The 17,788-nt window shown below is 65.0% G+C and carries 14 protein-coding genes and 1 other RNA gene; 6 read left to right on the forward strand and 9 right to left on the reverse strand.

The genetic code is table 11. The features are described 5' to 3' along the window. Positions 1 to 193 precede the first annotated feature (193 nt). From fba to tkt, 4 genes are all read right to left on the reverse strand, one after another. Positions 194 to 1,261: a class II fructose-bisphosphate aldolase gene (gene fba / locus WN72_RS06530; protein ID WP_027561126.1), complete on the reverse strand. Its 1,068-nt coding sequence runs from the start codon at positions 1,259 to 1,261 to the stop codon at positions 194 to 196. A 56-nt stretch (positions 1,262 to 1,317) separates the two neighbouring features. Then, positions 1,318 to 2,514: a phosphoglycerate kinase gene (locus WN72_RS06535; protein ID WP_092216551.1), complete on the reverse strand. Its 1,197-nt coding sequence runs from the start codon at positions 2,512 to 2,514 to the stop codon at positions 1,318 to 1,320. 143 nt (positions 2,515 to 2,657) lie between these two features. Next, positions 2,658 to 3,665 (reverse strand): type I glyceraldehyde-3-phosphate dehydrogenase, encoded by a 1,008-nt coding sequence (gene gap, locus WN72_RS06540; RefSeq protein ID WP_092216550.1) that lies wholly within the window; start codon positions 3,663 to 3,665, stop codon positions 2,658 to 2,660. Between the two features lie 171 nt (positions 3,666 to 3,836). Continuing rightward, a complete protein-coding gene (tkt, locus tag WN72_RS06545; protein WP_092216549.1) occupies positions 3,837 to 5,822 on the reverse strand; it encodes a transketolase in 1,986 nt (661 codons plus the stop codon). Positions 5,823 to 6,224: 402 nt separating this feature from the next. On the opposite strand from tkt, the gene WN72_RS06550 reads away from it, so the two are divergent. The 5 genes from WN72_RS06550 to WN72_RS06570 all read left to right on the forward strand — a co-directional run bounded on the left by WN72_RS06550 (position 6,225) and on the right by WN72_RS06570 (position 8,848). Beyond that, positions 6,225 to 6,545, forward strand: coding sequence for a DUF4164 domain-containing protein (locus WN72_RS06550; RefSeq protein WP_014439722.1), 321 nt, complete (start codon positions 6,225 to 6,227; stop codon positions 6,543 to 6,545). After that, positions 6,542 to 6,925 (forward strand): cell division protein ZapA, encoded by a 384-nt coding sequence (locus WN72_RS06555; protein ID WP_027553871.1) that lies wholly within the window; start codon positions 6,542 to 6,544, stop codon positions 6,923 to 6,925. Before WN72_RS06550 ends, WN72_RS06555 begins: the two co-directional genes overlap by 4 nt. Before the next feature lie 133 nt (positions 6,926 to 7,058). Next, positions 7,059 to 7,219, forward strand: a non-coding RNA gene (gene ssrS / locus WN72_RS06560) — 6S RNA. A 230-nt stretch (positions 7,220 to 7,449) separates the two neighbouring features. Then, positions 7,450 to 8,046 carry a 5-formyltetrahydrofolate cyclo-ligase gene (locus WN72_RS06565; RefSeq protein WP_027561122.1) on the forward strand — a complete coding sequence of 199 codons (597 nt, stop codon included), beginning with the start codon at positions 7,450 to 7,452 and terminating at the stop codon, positions 8,044 to 8,046. Further along, positions 8,024 to 8,848 carry a TIGR00282 family metallophosphoesterase gene (locus WN72_RS06570; protein WP_167380857.1) on the forward strand — a complete coding sequence of 275 codons (825 nt, stop codon included), beginning with the start codon at positions 8,024 to 8,026 and terminating at the stop codon, positions 8,846 to 8,848. The genes WN72_RS06565 and WN72_RS06570 overlap by 23 nt, the downstream gene beginning before the upstream one ends. Before the next feature lie 231 nt (positions 8,849 to 9,079). On the opposite strand, the gene WN72_RS06575 is transcribed toward WN72_RS06570, so the two are convergent. Continuing rightward, the gene (locus tag WN72_RS06575) at positions 9,080 to 10,147 is read right to left on the reverse strand and encodes a CobW family GTP-binding protein (RefSeq protein ID WP_092216634.1); all 1,068 of its coding nucleotides are present in this window, start codon (positions 10,145 to 10,147) and stop codon (positions 9,080 to 9,082) included. Between the two features lie 121 nt (positions 10,148 to 10,268). Between WN72_RS06575 and WN72_RS06580 the strand changes: the two genes are divergently transcribed. Next, positions 10,269 to 11,366 (forward strand): cyclase family protein, encoded by a 1,098-nt coding sequence (locus tag WN72_RS06580; protein WP_092216547.1) that lies wholly within the window; start codon positions 10,269 to 10,271, stop codon positions 11,364 to 11,366. Between the two features lie 254 nt (positions 11,367 to 11,620). On the opposite strand, the gene WN72_RS06585 is transcribed toward WN72_RS06580, so the two are convergent. From WN72_RS06585 to WN72_RS06600, 4 genes are all read right to left on the reverse strand, one after another. Next, positions 11,621 to 12,964: a c-type cytochrome gene (locus WN72_RS06585; RefSeq protein ID WP_092216546.1), complete on the reverse strand. Its 1,344-nt coding sequence runs from the start codon at positions 12,962 to 12,964 to the stop codon at positions 11,621 to 11,623. Then, complete coding sequence (locus tag WN72_RS06590; protein ID WP_167380856.1) at positions 12,961 to 15,126, reverse strand: xanthine dehydrogenase family protein molybdopterin-binding subunit; 2,166 nt, start codon at positions 15,124 to 15,126, stop codon at positions 12,961 to 12,963. The genes WN72_RS06585 and WN72_RS06590 overlap by 4 nt, the downstream gene beginning before the upstream one ends. Before the next feature lie 8 nt (positions 15,127 to 15,134). Continuing rightward, entirely contained in the window at positions 15,135 to 15,599 is a 465-nt protein-coding gene (locus WN72_RS06595; protein WP_027561116.1) for a (2Fe-2S)-binding protein, read from the reverse strand. 726 nt (positions 15,600 to 16,325) lie between these two features. Beyond that, complete coding sequence (locus WN72_RS06600; protein WP_092216544.1) at positions 16,326 to 17,750, reverse strand: methyl-accepting chemotaxis protein; 1,425 nt, start codon at positions 17,748 to 17,750, stop codon at positions 16,326 to 16,328. Positions 17,751 to 17,788: the final 38 nt, after the last annotated feature.

A 17,788-nucleotide genomic window follows, 5' to 3' on the forward strand; every position in this document is an offset into this window, starting at 1 on the left:
CGGCTCTTTACCTCGCCCCGCTTGCGGGGAGAGGTCGGATCACATCGCAGATGTGATCCGGGTGAGGGGGTATCGGTCTATCGAAAGGGCACAATTCGCGGCGAGAGCCCCTCACCCCAACCCTCTCCCCGCGAAGAGCGGGGAGAGGGGGAGGATAGAGCGGGCGCGCCGCGGCTCACGCCACCGCGATCGCTTACGCCACCTTCGGGTCCAGCTCGCCCTTGGCGTAGCGCTTGGCCATTTCGGCCGTGGTCAGGACCTTCTTGATCTTGGAGGCCTGGCCCGCGGTGTTGAACTCCTGGAGCCGCTGCTTGCACAGCTTGGTCATGGCTTCCATCGCCGGCTTCAGGTACTTGCGCGGGTCGAACTCTTCGGGGTTGTCCTTGAGCACTTTCCGGATCTGGCCGGTCATGGCCATGCGGTTGTCGGTGTCGATGTTGATCTTGCGCACGCCGTTCTTGATGCCGCGCTGGATCTCGGCAACCGGCACGCCCCAGGTCGGCTTCATCTTGCCGCCATAGGCGTTGATGATGTCCTGGAGGTCCTGCGGCACCGAGGAGGAGCCGTGCATGACCAAGTGCGTGTTCGGCAGCTTGCGGTGGATCTCCTCGATCACGTTCATGGCGAGGATGTCGCCGTCGGGCTTGCGGGTGAACTTGTAGGCACCGTGCGAGGTGCCCATCGCGATCGCGAGCGCGTCGACCCTGGTCTCCTGGACGAACTTCACGGCCTCGTCCGGATTGGTCAGGAGCTGGTCATGGCTGAGCTTGCCCTCGGCGCCGTGGCCGTCCTCCTTGTCGCCCATGCCGGTCTCCAGCGAGCCGAGCACGCCGAGCTCACCCTCGACCGAGATGCCGCCGAGATGGGCCATGTCGGTCACGGTCTTGGTGACGCCGACATTGTAGCCCCAGTCGCCGGGGGTCTTGCCGTCGGCCTTGAGCGAGCCGTCCATCATCACCGAGGTGAAGCCGGCCTGGATCGCGGTCATGCAGGTCGCGGGCTCGTTGCCGTGGTCGAGATGCACGCAGACCGGAATGTGCGGATAGATCTCGGTCACTGCGTCCATCATGTGCTTGAGCATGACGTCGTTGGCGTAGGAGCGCGCACCGCGCGAGGCTTGGATGATGACGGGCGCGTCGACCTGGTTGGCGGCGTCCATGATCGCCAGCGCCTGCTCCATGTTGTTGATGTTGAAGGCCGGTACGCCGTAATCGTTCTCAGCCGCATGGTCGAGCAATTGACGCAACGTGATCCGAGCCATCTGTCTTTCTCTCCGTTTGGGCCTAAAGGGGGCCGCTTCTTGCTTGCCGTTCTAAATTACTTGGTGCGCAGAACTTCGACGCCGGGCAGGGGCTTGCCTTCCATCCATTCAAGGAACGCGCCACCGGCGGTCGAGACATAGGTGAAATCACCGGCCACATGGGCCTGGTTGAGCGCGGCAACCGTATCGCCGCCGCCCGCGATCGAGATCAGCTTCTTGGCCTTGGTGCGCTCGGCTGCGTGCTTGGCGGCCGCGACCGTGCCGCGGTCGAACGGCTGCATCTCGAAGGCCCCGAGCGGTCCGTTCCAGACCAGCGTTGCCGCGTCGTCGATCGCGGCATGGACGCGCGCGACCGATTGCGGGCCGACGTCGAGGATCATGCCGTCGGCCGGGATCGCGTCGAGGCCGTAGGCATGCGATGGCGCATTGGCGGCGAAATGATAGGCGACGGTGGCGTCGACCGGCAGGATAATGGCGCAATTGGCGGCTTCCGCCTTCTCCATGATGCGCAGCGCGGTCGGTGCGAGATCCTTCTCGGCCAGCGACTTGCCGACCGCGACGCCCTGGGCGTGCAGGAAGGTGTTGGCCATGCCGCCGCCGATCACCAGCGCGTCGACCTTGGTGACGAGGTTTTCGAGCAGGTCGATCTTGGTCGAGACCTTGGCGCCGCCGATGATGGCGATAACAGGCTTGGTCGGCGAGCCCAGCGCCTTCTCCAGCGCATCGAGCTCGGCCTGCATGGTGCGGCCGGCATAGGCCGGCAGCTTGTGGCCGAGGCCTTCGGTCGAGGCATGGGCGCGGTGCGCGGCCGAGAACGCGTCACTGACCCAGATGTCGCCGAGCTTTGCGAGCTCAGCGACGAAGGCCGGATCGTTCTTTTCCTCTTCCTTGTGGAAGCGGGTGTTTTCGAGACACAGGATGTCACCATCATTCAAGGCCGCCACAGCCTTGGCCGCGGGCTCGCCGATGCAATCGTCGGCGAAGGCGACGGGCTTCTTCACGACCTTCGACAGCGCTTCCGCGACGGGCTTGAGCGACTCCTTGGCATCGCGGCCCTTGGGCCGGCCGAAATGCGCGAGCAGGATGACCTTGCCGCCCTTGTCCGAGATTTCGGTGATGGTCGGCGCGACGCGCTCGAGCCGGGTCGCGTCGGTGACGCGGCCGTTGTCCATGGGCACGTTGAGATCGACGCGCAGCAGCACGCGCTTGCCCTTCACATCGACGTCGTCGAGGGTGCGGAATTTGTTCGCCATCGGACACTCTCTCTTGTCCCGGGCGCTACTAGCGGCACGAAGTGTCGCTGTGCAGAACCGGGACCTACGCGGGGAGATGGGTCCCGGCTCTGCGGAGCAGCGCAAGCGCGCTGCACCGCGTCCGGGACACGAGACCTACGTTCTTAGATCACCTTCGCCATCGCGACGGCGGTGTCCGCCATGCGATTGGAGAAGCCCCACTCGTTGTCGTACCACGACATCACGCGCACCAGAGTGCCGTTCTGCACCTTGGTCTGGTCCTCGTGGAAGGTCGAGGAGTGCGGGTCGTGGTTGAAGTCGATCGAGACGTTCGGCGCATTGGTGTAGCCGAGGATGCCCTTGAGCTGCTGCTCGCTGGCGCGCTTCATCGCCGCGTTGATCTCCTTGGCGTCGGTGGCGCGCTTGGCGACGATCTTGAGGTCGACGACCGAGACGTTCGGGGTCGGCACGCGGATCGCGACGCCGTCGAGCTTGCCCTTCAGCTCGGGCAGCACCAGGCCGATCGCCTTGGCGGCGCCGGTCGAGGTCGGGATCATCGACATCGCAGCCGCACGGCCGCGGTAGAGATCCTTGTGCAGCGTGTCCAGCGTCGGCTGGTCGCCGGTGTAGGCGTGGATCGTGGTCATGAAGCCGGTCTCGATGCCGACGAGATCGTTCAGCACCTTGGCGACCGGCGCGAGGCAGTTGGTGGTGCAGGAGCCGTTCGAGACGACCAGGTGATCCTTGGTCAGCGTGTCGTGGTTGACGCCGTAGACGATGGTGGCGTCGGCGCCGTCGGCGGGGGCGGAGACCAGCACGCGCTTGGCGCCGGCGGTCAGATGCGCGGAGGCCTTGTCCTTCGCGGTGAAGATGCCGGTGCATTCCAGCGCGATGTCGACGCCGAGATCCTTCCAGGGCAGCTTCGAGGGATCGCGCTCGGCGGTCACCTTGATCTTGTTGGCGCCGAGGCTGATCGAGTCACCATCGACGGTGACGGTGCCGGGGAAGCGACCATGGACGCTGTCGAAGCGGAGGAGATGGGCGTTGGTCTCGACCGGACCGAGATCGTTGATGCCGACGACCTCGATGTCCTTGCGGCCGGACTCTGCGATAGCCCGCAGCACGTTGCGGCCGATGCGGCCAAAACCGTTAATTCCGACGCGGACTGCCATGTTTCGTCTCCTTCAATGACCGTTCAGTGACGGCTGTTCAATAACCCCATCGTCCCGCACAACGCGCTTGGCGCGCCTGCGAGGGTTTTTTAGACGGAACGCCCGGTTCGGCCGGGCGGTGCTTGATCATATGAGGAGTGTCGTAGTCCTTTTTTTTGGCAAGCTCAACTCTTAGGAAACGCGCTTCAGCACAGCGTTAACCGCAGCCTCGGCGGTAATGCCGAAATGCTTGAAAAGGTCCTTCGCCGGGCCGCTTTCGCCGAAGGAATGCATGCCGACGAATTCACCATCCTGGCCGATCACGGCATCCCAGCCCCAGCGCACGGCGGCCTCGATCGCGACCTTCACCGGCGCGTTGCCGATGATCTCGGCGCGCTTGGCCTCTGGTTGCGCTAACAACAGCTCGAGCGAGGGCACCGAGACCACCCGTGACGCGATGCCGCGCTCGGCGAGCTGCTTCTGGGCGGCAACCGCGATCTCGACCTCGGAGCCGGAGGCGAACAGCGTCGCCTTGGCTTCGCCTTGCGCTGCGACCAGCTCGTAGGCGCCGGCGGCGCAAGGGCTATCGTTCGGCGCGGTGGTGCGGAGCTGCGGCAGGTTCTGCCGCGTCAAGGCCAGCACGGTCGGGCCGTCGATGCGGTTCAGCGCGAGCTCCCAGCACTCGGCGACCTCGATGGCGTCGCAGGGGCGGAACACGCGCATGTTGGGAATGGCGCGAAGCGCGGCGAGATGCTCGACCGGCTGGTGGGTCGGGCCGTCTTCGCCGAGACCGATGGAGTCATGCGTCATCACGTAGACGACGCCGGCGCCCATCAGTGCGGCGAGGCGCATCGCGGGCCGCGCATAATCGGTGAACACCAGGAAGGTCGCGCCGTTCGGCGCGAAGCCGCCATGCAGGAAGATGCCGTTCATCGCCGCGCACATGCCGTGCTCGCGGATGCCGTAATGGATGAAGCGGCCCTTCGGCGTCTTGGCGGAGAAGGCGGTCGCCGACTTCGCCTTGTTGTTGTTGGAGCCGGTGAGATCGGCCGAGCCCGCCAAAAATTCCATCGGCATCGCGCCGGCAATCACCTCGATCACGGCTTCCGAGGATTTGCGGGTCGCCGCCGTCATCGGCTTTTCCAAGAGCTCCTTCTTGTAGGCGCGCACCGCCTTGGCGAGCGAAGCCGGCCGCTCATGGCGCAGGCGGCGCTCGAACTCGGCGCGCTTGCGGCTGCCGAGCTCACCGAGCCGCGCCTCCCATTCCTGCCGGGCCGCAGCACCGCGGCTGCCGGCTGCGCGCCAAGCCTTCAGCACGTCATCCGGCACGGAGAACGGCTCGAGCGAGATGCCGAGATTTTCCTTGGCGGCCTTGAGCTCGTCGGCGCCGAGCGCCTCGCCATGCGCCTTCGACGTGCCGGCCTTGTGCGGGGCGCCGAAACCGATGGTGGTGCGGCAGGCGATCAGCGTCGGCTTGTTCGACTTCTTCGCGCGCGTGATGGCGTCGGTGATGGCGGCCTGATCCTGGCCGTCGATCTTCTCGGCGGCCCAGCCCGCCGACTTGAAGCGCTTCACCTGGTCGACGGAATCGGCGATCGAGGTCGGGCCGTCGATCGAGATGCCGTTGTCGTCGTAGAGCACGATCAGCTTGCCGAGCTTCCAGTGCCCGGCCATCGCGATCGCTTCCTGCGACACGCCTTCCATCAGGTCGCCGTCGGAGGCGAGCACATAAGTGTGATGGTCGACGATCTTCTTGCCGAACTCGGCGGCCAGCATCTTCTCGGCGAGCGCCATGCCGACCGCGGTCGAGATGCCCTGGCCGAGCGGGCCGGTGGTGGTCTCGATGCCGTTGGTGCGGAAATTCTCGGGGTGTCCGGGCGTCAGCGAATCGACCTGACGGAACTGCTTGATCTGGTCCAGCGTCATTTCGGAATTGCCGGTGAGATGCAGCAGCGAATAAAGCAGCATCGAGCCGTGGCCGGCCGAGAGCACGAAGCGGTCGCGATCGGGCCAGCTAGGCGCGGCCGCGTCGTATTTCAGGAACTGCGTGAACAGCACGGTTGCGATGTCGGCGGCACCCATGGGCAGGCCGGGATGGCCCGATTTCGCCTTCTCGACAGCGTCCATCGAAAGGCCGCGGATCGCGTTGGCCATACGGGTGTGGTCGACCTGCGTCATGTCTGAAATCCGTCTGGAATGAGGCGCTTGGCGGTGTACGCCCGCGCGGGAAGGGGGCCTCGCGGCCGCGTAAGGTCGGGGCTGGGATAGCACCTCAGTTCCGGAAGTCCAAGGCAATCAAACGCCGGTTTGGCCGCAAAAGTTGCGTCATACAGGCTCTGGACCCGAAGGGCCGCGTTAGCGAAAAGTGGCGGCCCGGTCTTGCTTGCGGCAAAGGCGGGGCGTGTGCGCGGGGGATCATGCTCGCAAGATCGGTGCATAGTTTCGCGGCGGCGTTGCGCTTGGCTAGCTTGCCACGTAAATTTCTGCTTCTAACCGCTTGCCGAACCGAGTCTTTTGCCGGACGGCAAGCTCCAGGGAAAGGCCACTGGGTAAAGGCCGCCAGGTTCCGCCGCTGACTGCATGAACGATCGCGTTTCCAACAGCTCTGCCATGACGGAGTCCTCGGCCGTCGAGATCGAGATCGCGACTCGCAGGCTGACGGCGGCGCTCGACGCGCTCGAAAGCGCGGTGGAGCGGCGGCGCGATGCCGATCGTGACGAGAACGAGTTGGCTGCGCGCATCCAGGCGCTCGGCGCCGATCGCTCGCGGCTTGCCGACGAGCTCGATGGAGCTTTGGTGAAGGCGCGCAAGCTCGAGCGCACCAATCGCGAGATCTCCGACCGGCTGGATTCCGCGATCGTCACGATACGCTCGGTGCTCGATACCGGAGAGGACGGATGAGCCACATCAACGTCACCATCAACGGCCGGCAATACCGCATGGCCTGCGAGGAAGGCCAGGAGGTGCGGCTGCTCAAGCTCGCCGAGAGCCTGGAGACGCGCATCCAGTCGCTGCGCGGAAAGTTCGGCGAGATCGGCGATGCGCGCCTCACCGTGATGGCGGCGCTCACCGCCTGCGACGAGCTGGTCGATGCCGGCAACCGCATCCGCACCATGGAGCAGGAGCTGAACGAGCTCCGGGATTTCCGCAATGCCGCCGTCGAGCGCGCGAGGATGACGCAGACCGCGGTGGTCAACGCGCTGAACGCCGCCGCCGAGCGAATCGAGAAATCGACCCAGGTCCTGAACCGCACCGTCGGCGGCGGCATCGCGATCGGGTAGGGCCTGCTGCCACGCAGGCACTGCGCTCCCTCCCCCGCTTGCGGGGGAGGGAGCGCACCGGCGAACTTGGCAAGCAAGTGGGTAGCCACTCGCCGGGCTGGCGATTCGTCAACATCGTTGTTACATTGTCCCGGCGAGGCTGCGACGTGCGTCAGGAGCCATATATCCCCGGGGCCTTATCGATCCTTTAGGGAACTGTCCCTGGCCGGGCCCGTGGGCTCGGACATATGGTGCCCACCTACTTTCGTAGGGAACTCCGGGATCGAGTGCTTCAACGGCGTCCGCGGCCTCGCACTGTTTCTTCCTTCTGGTTCGTGCCTGTCGAATTTGCGTCCCCGACACGCTTGCGGTTCAATTGAGGCTCGGTGTCATGCCCCGCCTGGTGCGCAATTGCGCACGGGGACCGGGGCATCCAGGACGCCGCGGCGTCGAGGTCTGTGCACTGGCGTCTCTGGAATACTGGATCGTTCGCATTCGCGGACGATGACGGCGGAGCAAGACTTCGCCATCGGGGGAAAACGCGCATGTCCAACTCCAAAGCCGAACTCCGCGCCAAGGCCCTCGCCAAGCGCGACGCGCTGAGCGAGAAGAAGCGCATCGCTGCCGCCGCAAAGCTCGCCAAGCGCGGGCTGCCGTTCGACCTCTTGCCCGGCAGCATCGTCTCCGGCTATTCGCCGATCCGCAGCGAGATCGATCCGATGCCGCTCCTGAAGAAGCTCGCGGAGCAGGGCGCAAAGCTGGCGCTGCCCTGCGTTACCACGCGCGGCAAGGCGCTGATCTTCCGCCTCTTCCATCCGAACGACCGCCTGATGCTCGGCCCGCTCGGCATTCCCGAACCGTCGCCGGCAGCGGCCGAAGTGATCCCCGACATCATGCTGACGCCGCTTGCGGCGTTCGACCGCCTCGGCCATCGCATCGGCTATGGTGCGGGGCATTACGATTTCACCTTCGCGCATTTGCGCAAGGCCAAGCACATCGTCGGTATCGGGCTTGCTTTTGCAGCGCAGGAGATCGAGGCGGTTCCGGCACTATCCCACGACGTGGCGCTGGATTATGTGCTAACGGAATCGGACGTGTTCGATTTCCGGAGTTCTGAAGTTGCGCATTCTCTTCGTGGGTGATGTCGTCGGCCGTAGCGGGCGCGAGGCCGTCGCGGAATATCTGCCCGGCATGGTCAAGGACTGGTCGCTCGATTTCGTCGTCGTGAACGGTGAGAATTCGGCCGGCGGCTTCGGCATCACGGAAGCGATCTACCGGGATCTCGTCGAGGCCGGCGCCGACGCGGTGACGCTCGGCAACCATTCCTGGGACCAGCGCGAGGCGCTGGTGTTCATCGAGCGCGCCGACCGCTTGGTGCGTCCCGCCAACTATCCGCGCGGCACGCCCGGCCGCGGCGCCGCTCTGGTCGAGACCAAGAACGGCAAGCATGCGCTGGTCGTCAACGCGCTCGGCCGCGTCTTCATGACCCCCTTCGACGATCCCTTTGCCGCGCTCGAGCGCGAGCTCGGCGCCTGCCCGCTCGGCGTTGCCGCCGACGCCATCGTCGTCGATTTCCATTGCGAGGCGACCAGCGAGAAGCAGGGCATCGGCTTCTTCTGCGACGGCCGCGCCAGCCTCGTCGTCGGCACGCACACGCATGTGCCGACCGCCGATCATCAGATCCTCTCCGGCGGCACCGCCTACATGACCGATGCCGGCATGACCGGCGATTACGATTCCATCATCGGCATGCAGAAGGAAGAACCGCTGCGGAGATTCACGTCAGGGATTCCGTCGGGACGTTTCGAGCCGGCCGCGGGCGTCGCGACGCTCAGCGGCGTTGCGGTCGAGACGGATGACGCGACGGGCCTGGCGCTCAAGATCGCGCCGGTGCGTGTTGGTGGAAGGCTGGAGCCGGCAACGCCAAAATTCTGGTTGAGCTAAAGAACGAAGCTACACCCTCGGTGTCGTCCCCGCGAACGCGGGGACCCATAACCCCAGGGAGTAGTTGTGATGCGAGACTGGTCACTACGAATCTTCGCCAAACCACTCCCTGTGGGTATGGGTCCCGGATCGGCGCGCGCCTGAGGGCGCGCTTGTCCGGGACGACAGTTGAGATTGACGCACGCAACTGCGCATCAATTGCGTCGTCTGTTCCCTTAGCGCCGCCGAGCCTCACGCCGCCGCGCGGACCGCCCGCCACAGCTCCAGCACGTCCGATCGCGAGATGCCGCGCGTGATGAAGACGATGCGCGAGCGGCGATCGCTGTCGGGCCAGGCGGCCAGCGCCACCGGTGGGTGGAAGACGTGATGCACGCCGTGGATCACAACCGGCGCAGCCTCGCCGTGAAGATTGAGAATCCCCTTCACCCGCAAGAGATCAGCGCCACGCGCGTTGCGCAAATGCGCGAGCCAGTGCGTCACCGCCATCCAGTCGAGCGGCTCGTCGAACGCGAGCATGAAACTGGTGATGGATGCGTCGTGATCGTGATGATCGTGGTCATGATGCGCGTGACGATCGTGATGCGAATGACCGGCATGCGCGTGCGGCTCGGCGAAGGCGTGCTCATTGAGCCAGCGCGCAACGTCGATCCTTTTCTTCTCGGGATCGATCAGGCCCGCACCGAATAGCTGGGCCGGATCGATCTCGCCATGATCGACGGTTTCGATCCTCGCGCCGGGATTGAGCTGGCGGAGACGCAGCTCCAACAAGCCGACATCGTCGACCAGATCGCGCTTGGTGATCAGCAGCCGGTCCGCCAGCGCGACCTGCTTCACCGCCTCATACTGGCGGTCGAGCTGATGCGATGCGTTGACCGCATCGACCGTGGTCACGATCGTGTCGAGCCGCAGGAAGTGCGAGACGAGCGGGTTGTTGAGCAGCAGCTGCACGATCGGCGCGGGATCGGCGAGCCCGGTGGTCTCGACCAGGATGCGGCGGAACGGCGGAATCTCGCCGCGGTCACGCTTGACCAGGAGGTCCCGCAGCGTCTGTTCCAGGTCGCTGCGGATGGTGCAGCAGATGCAGCCGCTTGCGAGCACGGCAACTTCGCCATCGACGCGCTCGACCAGGAGATGGTCGAGACTGACCTCGCCATACTCGTTGATGATGACGGCGCTGTCCTTCATGTCGTCGCGGCGCAGCAGGCGATTGAGCAGCGTGGTCTTGCCGCTGCCGAGAAAGCCGGTGATCAGCGACACCGGGAGTCGCTGCGCCGATCTGTCGGTTTCGAACAGGCCCATGGGAAGCTCTCCCGCCATCGGTCTTATTTTTGTCGCTGGACAACAGCGCAATGGAGGAGGAGGGTAGCCGGAAACAATTTGAGAGTCAGATTTTGTTCTGACCACAACCTGGGAGGGTGCAATGTCTAATGAGATCAACAACGTAGATCAAGACGACAGCGGCTCCACGACCGATCGGCGGACCCTGCTCCGCACCGCGGGCATCGCCGGCGTCGCAGGAGCCGCCCTCGCCGGCTCGATGCACGGCAAGTTCTCGCTTGCACCGATCAGCCAAGCCCAGGCGCAGATCGCGACCTCCATGCCCAAGGGCACCGACAAGCCGTGGTGGCCGTCGAAATGGGGCAAGGACGACGAGTCCGGCGCATCAAATCACATCACGCCCGAAAAGGTCCTCGATGCCGCGAAATGGATCAAGGACGGCAAGATCTACAAGATCGGCCGCGTCTACGAAGGCGGCATGCCGCTGTTCGGTCCGCGCGCGTTCACGCTGCGCATTCCCGGCAGCCCGACCGGCGGCCCGTTCGGCGACAACAAGATGGTCTATCACGACGAATTCCTGACCACGGAGATCGGCCAGACCGGTACCCAATTCGATGGCCTCGGCCATATCGGAATCCAATTGGGCAAGGACGGCGACAAGAACGAGATGCGGTTCTACAATGGTTTCACCGCAACCGAGATCAGCGACGCCTACGGTTTGAAGAAGCTCGGTGTCGAGAAGCTCAAGCCGCTGTTCACCCGCGCGCATCTGGTCGACATGGTCGCGCTGAAGGGCGGGATGATGGACGTCGGCCAGGAGATCACCGCGGCCGACATCAAGGCCGCGCTGGCCAAGCAGAACATTCCCGAGAGCGACATCAAGCCGGGCGATGCCATCATGTTCCACACCGGCTGGGGCTCGCTGTGGATGAAGAACAACGACCGCTTCAACAGCGGCGAGCCGGGCATCGGCATGGATGCGGCGAGGTGGGTGATCGAGAAGGATCTCGCGCTCACCGGCGCCGACACCTGGGCGGTGGAGGTGGTGCCCAATCCCGACAAGTCGCTCGCTTTCGTGGTCCATTCCGAGCTGCAGACCAAGCACGGCATCCACAACCACGAGAACCTCTTCTTCGACGATCTGATCGCCGACAAGAAGTACCAGTTCGTCTATTGCTTCGCGCCGGCCCCGATCAAGGGTGCCACGGGCAGCAACGGCTGCCCGATTGCGCTTACGTGAGGGGATAGATCGGCGCGGGCAGATGAAGCGTCCGCGCCGATGTTTTGGGTAGGGTGAAAGCGGCGCGACACCCTCAGTGTCGTGCCCGCGAACGCGGGGACCCATAACCCCAGGGAGTAGTGATTGCGCGAAGCCGGTCACTCCGAGTCTTCGCAAAACTATTGCTGCGGCGTATGGGTCCCGGATCTTCGCTGCGCTCGTCCGGGACGACGGCGGAGATTGACGCGCGATCGCGCATCAATCTCGCCATCACGCTACTCCGCCGTCTGCTCCCGCAGCTCGGCCACATCCTTCGCCGTCAGCTTCGAGCCCTTCGTCCCGAACCGCGCCGTCACATAATTCGCCACCGCTGCGATCTCGTCGTCGGTATACGCACTTCCGAACGCGGGCATCGATAGTGCGCCGTCCGGCCTGTGTCGTTTGGTGCCCGAGATCACGATCTGCGCGACGTTGGTGGCGGCGGGGTCGTTGACGGCCCAGGTGCCGGTGAGGGTTGCCATCGGCGAGACCGGGCTGTCGCCGCTCCAGCCGTGACAGCTGGCGCAGGCGCTGGCGAACACCTTCTTGCCGCGCGCATCTGCTGTCACGCCTTCCTTGTGCGAGGCGGGCGCGACTGGCGCTGTGGTGGCGGGCAGGTCGGGCGAGGGCTGCGGCGGCACGCTGCGCAAATAGGCAACGATGCTGCTGATGTCTTCGGGCGCGAACTGGCTGAAGCTGTGGTCGACCGCTTCGCCCATCGGGCCTGACGCCGAGCCGTGGCCCGGCGCGTGGCCGAGCGACAGATAGGAGATCAGATCCTGGTCGCTCCAGTTGCCGAGACCCGTCGCCTTGTCGGAAGAGATGTTGAAGGCGCGCCAGCCCGCTGTGATCGCGCCGGCGAACTTCTTGCGGTTATCCAGCGCGAAGCCGAGATTGCGCGGCGTGTGGCACTCACCGCAATGCGCCAGCGCCTCGGCGAGATACGCGCCTCTGTTCCATTCCGGGCTCTTCGATGTGTCGGGCGTGAAGCGCGTGTCCGGATTGAACACCGCCGACCAAAAGATCATCGCCCAGCGCTGGTTGAACGGGAACGACAGCGTGTTCTCGGGCGCCTTGGCGCGCACCGCAGGCAGGCTGAACAGATAGGCCTTCACCGCCAGCACGTCCTCGTCGGTCATGAACGTGTAAGACGTGTACGGCATCGCCGGATAGAGCCGGGCGCCGTCACGGCGCTGGCCGTGCTGGACCGCGTTCAGAAAGTCCTGGTCGCTGTAATTGCCGATGCCGGTGTCCTTGTCCGGCGTGATGTTGGTTGAATAGAGCGTGCCGAACGGCAGCTTGAAGGCGAGGCCGCCGGAATAGTCCTTCTCGCCCGGCTTGGTGTGGCAGACCATGCAATCGGCGGCCTTGGCGAGATATTCGCCGCGCTCGACCAGGCTCGCTTTCTCCAGCTTGGCCGGCACGCCGGTCGGCTTGCCGGCGCGGTAATCCGCCAGCGCCACCTTGGTGCCGCCGGCAAAGTCGAGCGGGCCGGGCCCGCGGATGAGGAAGACGCCGAGTCCTGCTACGACGACGGCGATGACGACGAGGCTTCCGAGGATACGCATCTTGCCGCTCATGCCTTCTTCCCCGCAGCCAGCAGTTTCCGATCGATGGGCAGGCGCCGTAGCGCCACGCCGGTTGCAGCGTAAATCGCGTTGCGCAGCGCCGGAGGTCCGGCATTAACGCCGGCCTCGCCGATGCCGCCCGGCGCCTCGCCGCTTTTCACGACGGTGACATCGATCTTCGGCGTCTCGTTGATGCGCATCATGCGGTAGTCGTGGAAATTCGACTGCTGCACGCGGCCCTTGTCGATGGTGATCTCGCCATAGAGCGCGGCGGTGAGGCCGAAGATCAGGCCACCCTCGATCTGCGCCTTCACCGTATCGGGGTTGACCGCGATGCCGGTGTCGACCACCGAGGTGACGCGGCGGAGCACGATCTCGCCGAAGTCGTCGATCTCCGCTTCGACCACGGACGCGATGAAGCTTGCGAATGACGGCTGCACGCAGACGCCGCGGCCAACGCGCGGCGGCAGCGGCTGACCCCAGCCGGATTTCTCGGCGACCTGGTTCAGCACCGCGAGCATGCGCGGGTTCTTCGTCAGCATGGATTTGCGGAACTCGATCGGGTCCTTGCCCGCCTTGCGCGCGAGCTCGTCCATCGCGCATTCGACCGCGAACACGTTGTTGTTCGGGCCGACGCCGCGCCAGAAGCCGGTCGGCACCGACAGCGGCTCGGCGCGGACATATTCGACGTGGAAGTTGGCGAAGTCGTATGGCGCGTCCACCGCCGCGTCGATCGCGTCGATGTCGATGCCCTTCTGGAACGCCGGCGGCAGCCAGCGCGCCAGCACCGCGGAGCCGGCGACCTTGTATTTCCACCCCGCAATCTTGCCGTCGACCAGCGATGCCGTGATCTGGTCGCGATAGACCGGACGATAGACGTCGTGCTGGATGTCCTCCTCGCGGGTCCATATCACCTTCACGGGATAGTCGACCTGCTTTGCAATTTTCACCGCCGCGACCACCATGTCCGGCTCGAGCTTGCGGCCAAAGCCGCCGCCGAGCAGATGCTGGTTGACGATCACCTTGTCGACCGGAACACCGGCGGCCTTCGCCGCCTCCGACTGCACGCGCGTCATGATCTGCGTGCCGGTCCAGATCTCGCAGGCATCCGGCCTGACGTGGACGGTGGCGTTGATCGGCTCCATCGACGCATGTGCCAGGAACGGCAGCTCGTAGGCCGCCTCGAACCTGTCGCCGCTGGCGAGCGCCCTGCCGATGTCGCCGGTGGATTTTGCGACGGCACCATCCTTCTCGCTGGCCTTGCGCAGGTCGTCCCAGACGTCCTTGGTGGTGATTTTCGCGTTCGGGCCTTCGTTCCACTCGATCTTGAGCGCTTCGAGACCTTTCTTGGCCGCCCACATGTGATCGCCGATGACGCCGACGGCGTCGTCGAGCACGACGACCTTGCGCACGCCGGCGACTTTCATCGCGGCACTGTCATCGACCTTGCCGACCTTGCCGCCGAACACAGGGCAATTGGCGATTGCGGCGATCTTCATGCCGGGCAGGATCGCGTCGATGCCGTAGAGCGCCTTGCCGTTGACCTTGTCAGGCGTGTCGAGCCGCTTCAGCGGCTGGCCGATGAGGACAAAATCCTTGGGATCCTTGATCGCGACGTCCTTCGGCGGTGTCTGGCCCTGGGCGGCGAGCGCCAGTTCGCCGTAGCCGAGCTTGCGGCCGCTTGCGGCATGCGCGACCTCGCCCTTCGACGCGGTGCAGCTTGCAGCGTCGACGCCCCACTGGGTGGCTGCGGCCTGCACCAGCATGGCGCGTGCGGTGGCGCCGGCCTTGCGCAGCGGCAGCCACCAGGCGCGGATCGAGTTGGAATTGCCGGTGACCTGCAGTCCGAAGGTCGGGTTGCCGTAGAGCTTGTCGTTGGGCGGGGCGTGCTGCACCTCGACCTTGCTCCAGTCGGCATCCAGCTCTTCGGCGATCACGGCCGAGATCGACGTGTAGGTGCCCTGTCCCATCTCGACCTGCGGCATCATCAGCACGGTGCGGCCGGTCTCATCGATGCGGATGAAGGCGTTGGGCGCGAATTTGCCGTCCGTCACATCGCGTTGCACCGGCTCGTTGCCGGCGGCGCGCAGCGGCAGATGGAAGGCGAGCAGGAAGCCGGTGGCGAGGCCGCCGGTCAGGAGTGAGCGGCGGGAGACGCTATTGTGTGCATTCATGGCGGACCTCAAGATTGCTTGCCGTTGGCGGCGTGCTTGATGGCCTCGCGGATGCGGACATAGGTGCCGCAGCGGCAGATGTTGCCGGCCATCGCCGCGTCGATGTCGGAATCATCAGGATTGGGCGTTGCCGCCAGCAGCGCGGCGGCGGCCATGATCTGGCCGGACTGGCAATAGCCGCACTGGATCACTTCGGCATCCAGCCAGGCCTTCTGCACCTTCGCACCCGCAGGCGTGTTGCCGACATGCTCGATGGTGGTGACGGCCCGGTTCGCGACCGCGCTGACGGGCAGCACGCAGGAGCGCACCGCCTTGCCGTCGACATGCACCGTGCAGGCGCCGCATTGCGCGATACCGCAGCCGAACTTGGTGCCGGTCATCCCGAGAATGTCGCGCAGCACCCACAGCAAGGGCATTTCAGGTGGCGCGTCGAAGGATTTTTGTTCGCCGTTGATGGTGAGTGTCGTTGCCATGTGCATCCCCTTGCTCGACGAGCGCTTACGGCGTCGGCGATTTGCGCGCGACCATAATCATATCGATGCGAAACGAAGAAGCACCGACATTTCCGGCAATGCATATTTGCGCGAACGCAGCGCCCAGCCATGACGTTCACGAATTTGTGCGGCGATCGCAGCACGCGTTCTGGGCTAATTGATATGATAATCGTCATGTTTTGACGCATTTTCGTCGCGCGCGCCGCCGATCGCCGCAGATCGTCGTGCGAATGCGCAAAATCATGCGATGTCGAAATTCGTGCGATTGGGAAAGGCAGGGGTGGCACCCCGATGAAATCAATCGCGACGGCTTGTTGTTGTGCCCTCTCCCCTTGCGGGAGAGGGCAGCGATGTCAGTAGACGCAGACTCACTCGGGTGAGGGGGCTGTCTCCGCGTATGATCCTCTCTTATTCCGAGGCAGCTTTGCGCGCTGATAGAGACCCCTCATCCGGCGCCATAGCCGAAGCTTCGCTTCGGCGTTCCCAAGAACGGCGGCCAGAGGCCGCCTATGCCACCTTCTCCCGCAAGGGGAGAAGGGAGAGGAGCGCATGGCAATTTCGGAATAATAGCATTATGCGCCTGTTTTGCCCGACGGGTCAAGCCGCGCCAGGCCCGCCGACTGCAAGCCGCTGATTCCTCCCGCCCCGGCTACTGTGCATGGGGTTGTTTTCGAGGTTTTGATTCAAGGCCCCCAGCAGCGGTCGTCAGCCCTGCCGAAAACCCATCCGGAATGCGCCCCAGTGCCTGCCGCGGATCACGATCGGCGAGGACAGGTCCTTCATCAGTACGAACTGCCCGCCGCCCATGTCGCGGCGATAGGTCTGCAGCAGGAAGGGTTTTGTGTTGGCCGCGACCTTCTTCACCGCGCGGTCGGTGAACAGGCGGCGGTTGCGGCAGTTGGCGTTATTCCAGACCGGGTCCTTGCCCTGCGGCAGGCGGTAGTTCGGATTGTGGGTCGGCAGGTACCCGCCCCTGGCCCAGGCGACGCAGAACACGATGCGGGGATCGGATTTCTGGATCGGGTCCTGGATCGCGGGCAGCACGCGGTCGGTGAAGTCGACATAGTGCGTCTTGTACTGCTTGGGATCGGTGCCGGGGATCTCCCGGTAGTTCTCGTCCATGAGCTGGTCGAGCGTGATCTCGCCGCGGTCGATCGCGGCCTCGAACTCGGCCGAGATGCGCTTGGCGGTCTCGACGACGACGCGGATCAGCGGCGCGTCCGAGGTCTCGACGCCGCTGTCGGCGATCAGCGCGATCAGCGCTTCGGAGGTGTCGAGCAGCTTTGTCACGCGCTGGTCGGCGTTCTTGAGATCGCGCGAGGAGAGGTCGACGCCCTTGGCGAGCTCGTTGAGCTCGCTGATGACGGTGTCGCAATGCCCGAGATTGGAGGTCGCCGCGCGCGTGACGCTGTCGATCTCCGCTTCCACCGAGGCGAAGCCCTGCTGGACGCGCGAGATGATGCCGGAGATCTGCTGGGCGCCTTCGCCTGCGGTCTTCGCGCGCTGCGAGGCATCGCTGCTCTCGCCGATCAGGCCTTCGATCTGGCCGTCGAGGTCGCGCACGGTGTCGGAGATCTGATGCGTGGCCTGGCGGGTCGCTTCAGCGAGGTTCTTCACCTCGCTCGCGACCACCGCGAAGCCGCGGCCGGCATTGCCGGCGCGCGCCGCTTCGATGGTTGCGTTCAGCGCGAGCAGGTTGGTCTGCTTGGCGATCGCCTCGATCGAGCCGGACACTTTTGCGACCTGCGCCAGCGCCGAGCCGACCGCGCTCAAACGAGCCTCGATACGTTCGACGGCTGCGACCAGCTCGGAGATGTGGCTGACGGCGGTGTCGACTGCGCTGCGCGACTGCGCGATCTCGCCGACCGCGGCCGACGTCGTCGACTGCACCGCCTGTGATGCGTTGGCTATGTCGTGATTGGCCGAGACCATCGTCTCCGCCGTCTTCTGGAGATGGTGGAACCGTTCCGACTGGTTGGCGACGCGGTTTGCGACTTCCTGGACGTTGCCGGCAATATCGGCGAGCTCGACGCCGAGGCCGCCGATGCGGTCGGCGAGCTGGTCGATCAGCCGTTCAGCCAGCGTCCGGTTGGAGCCGGTGTCCATAACTGCAAGTTGTGCGACGGACATGTCTTAAGGGTCCTCCAGTCGGAGCCGTACGCCGGCCC

This window comes from Bradyrhizobium arachidis (assembly GCF_015291705.1).
GTDB lineage: Bacteria > Pseudomonadota > Alphaproteobacteria > Rhizobiales > Xanthobacteraceae > Bradyrhizobium > Bradyrhizobium arachidis.

What these genes read in the sequence shown, in the direction of transcription:
- fba (WP_027561126.1), bottom strand. Translation starts at nt 1,261, where the DNA reads ATGGCTCGGATCACGTTGCGTCAATTGCTCGACCATGCGGCTGAGAAC.
- WN72_RS06535 (WP_092216551.1), bottom strand. Translation starts at nt 2,514, where the DNA reads ATGGCGAACAAATTCCGCACCCTCGACGACGTCGATGTGAAGGGCAAG.
- gap (WP_092216550.1), bottom strand. Translation starts at nt 3,665, where the DNA reads ATGGCAGTCCGCGTCGGAATTAACGGTTTTGGCCGCATCGGCCGCAAC.
- tkt (WP_092216549.1), bottom strand. Translation starts at nt 5,822, where the DNA reads ATGACGCAGGTCGACCACACCCGTATGGCCAACGCGATCCGCGGCCTT.
- WN72_RS06550 (WP_014439722.1), top strand. Translation starts at nt 6,225, where the DNA reads ATGAACGATCGCGTTTCCAACAGCTCTGCCATGACGGAGTCCTCGGCC.
- WN72_RS06555 (WP_027553871.1), top strand. Translation starts at nt 6,542, where the DNA reads ATGAGCCACATCAACGTCACCATCAACGGCCGGCAATACCGCATGGCC.
- WN72_RS06565 (WP_027561122.1), top strand. Translation starts at nt 7,450, where the DNA reads ATGTCCAACTCCAAAGCCGAACTCCGCGCCAAGGCCCTCGCCAAGCGC.
- WN72_RS06575 (WP_092216634.1), bottom strand. Translation starts at nt 10,147, where the DNA reads ATGGGCCTGTTCGAAACCGACAGATCGGCGCAGCGACTCCCGGTGTCG.
- WN72_RS06580 (WP_092216547.1), top strand. Translation starts at nt 10,269, where the DNA reads ATGTCTAATGAGATCAACAACGTAGATCAAGACGACAGCGGCTCCACG.
- WN72_RS06585 (WP_092216546.1), bottom strand. Translation starts at nt 12,964, where the DNA reads ATGAGCGGCAAGATGCGTATCCTCGGAAGCCTCGTCGTCATCGCCGTC.
- WN72_RS06590 (WP_167380856.1), bottom strand. Translation starts at nt 15,126, where the DNA reads ATGAATGCACACAATAGCGTCTCCCGCCGCTCACTCCTGACCGGCGGC.
- WN72_RS06595 (WP_027561116.1), bottom strand. Translation starts at nt 15,599, where the DNA reads ATGGCAACGACACTCACCATCAACGGCGAACAAAAATCCTTCGACGCG.
- WN72_RS06600 (WP_092216544.1), bottom strand. Translation starts at nt 17,750, where the DNA reads ATGTCCGTCGCACAACTTGCAGTTATGGACACCGGCTCCAACCGGACG.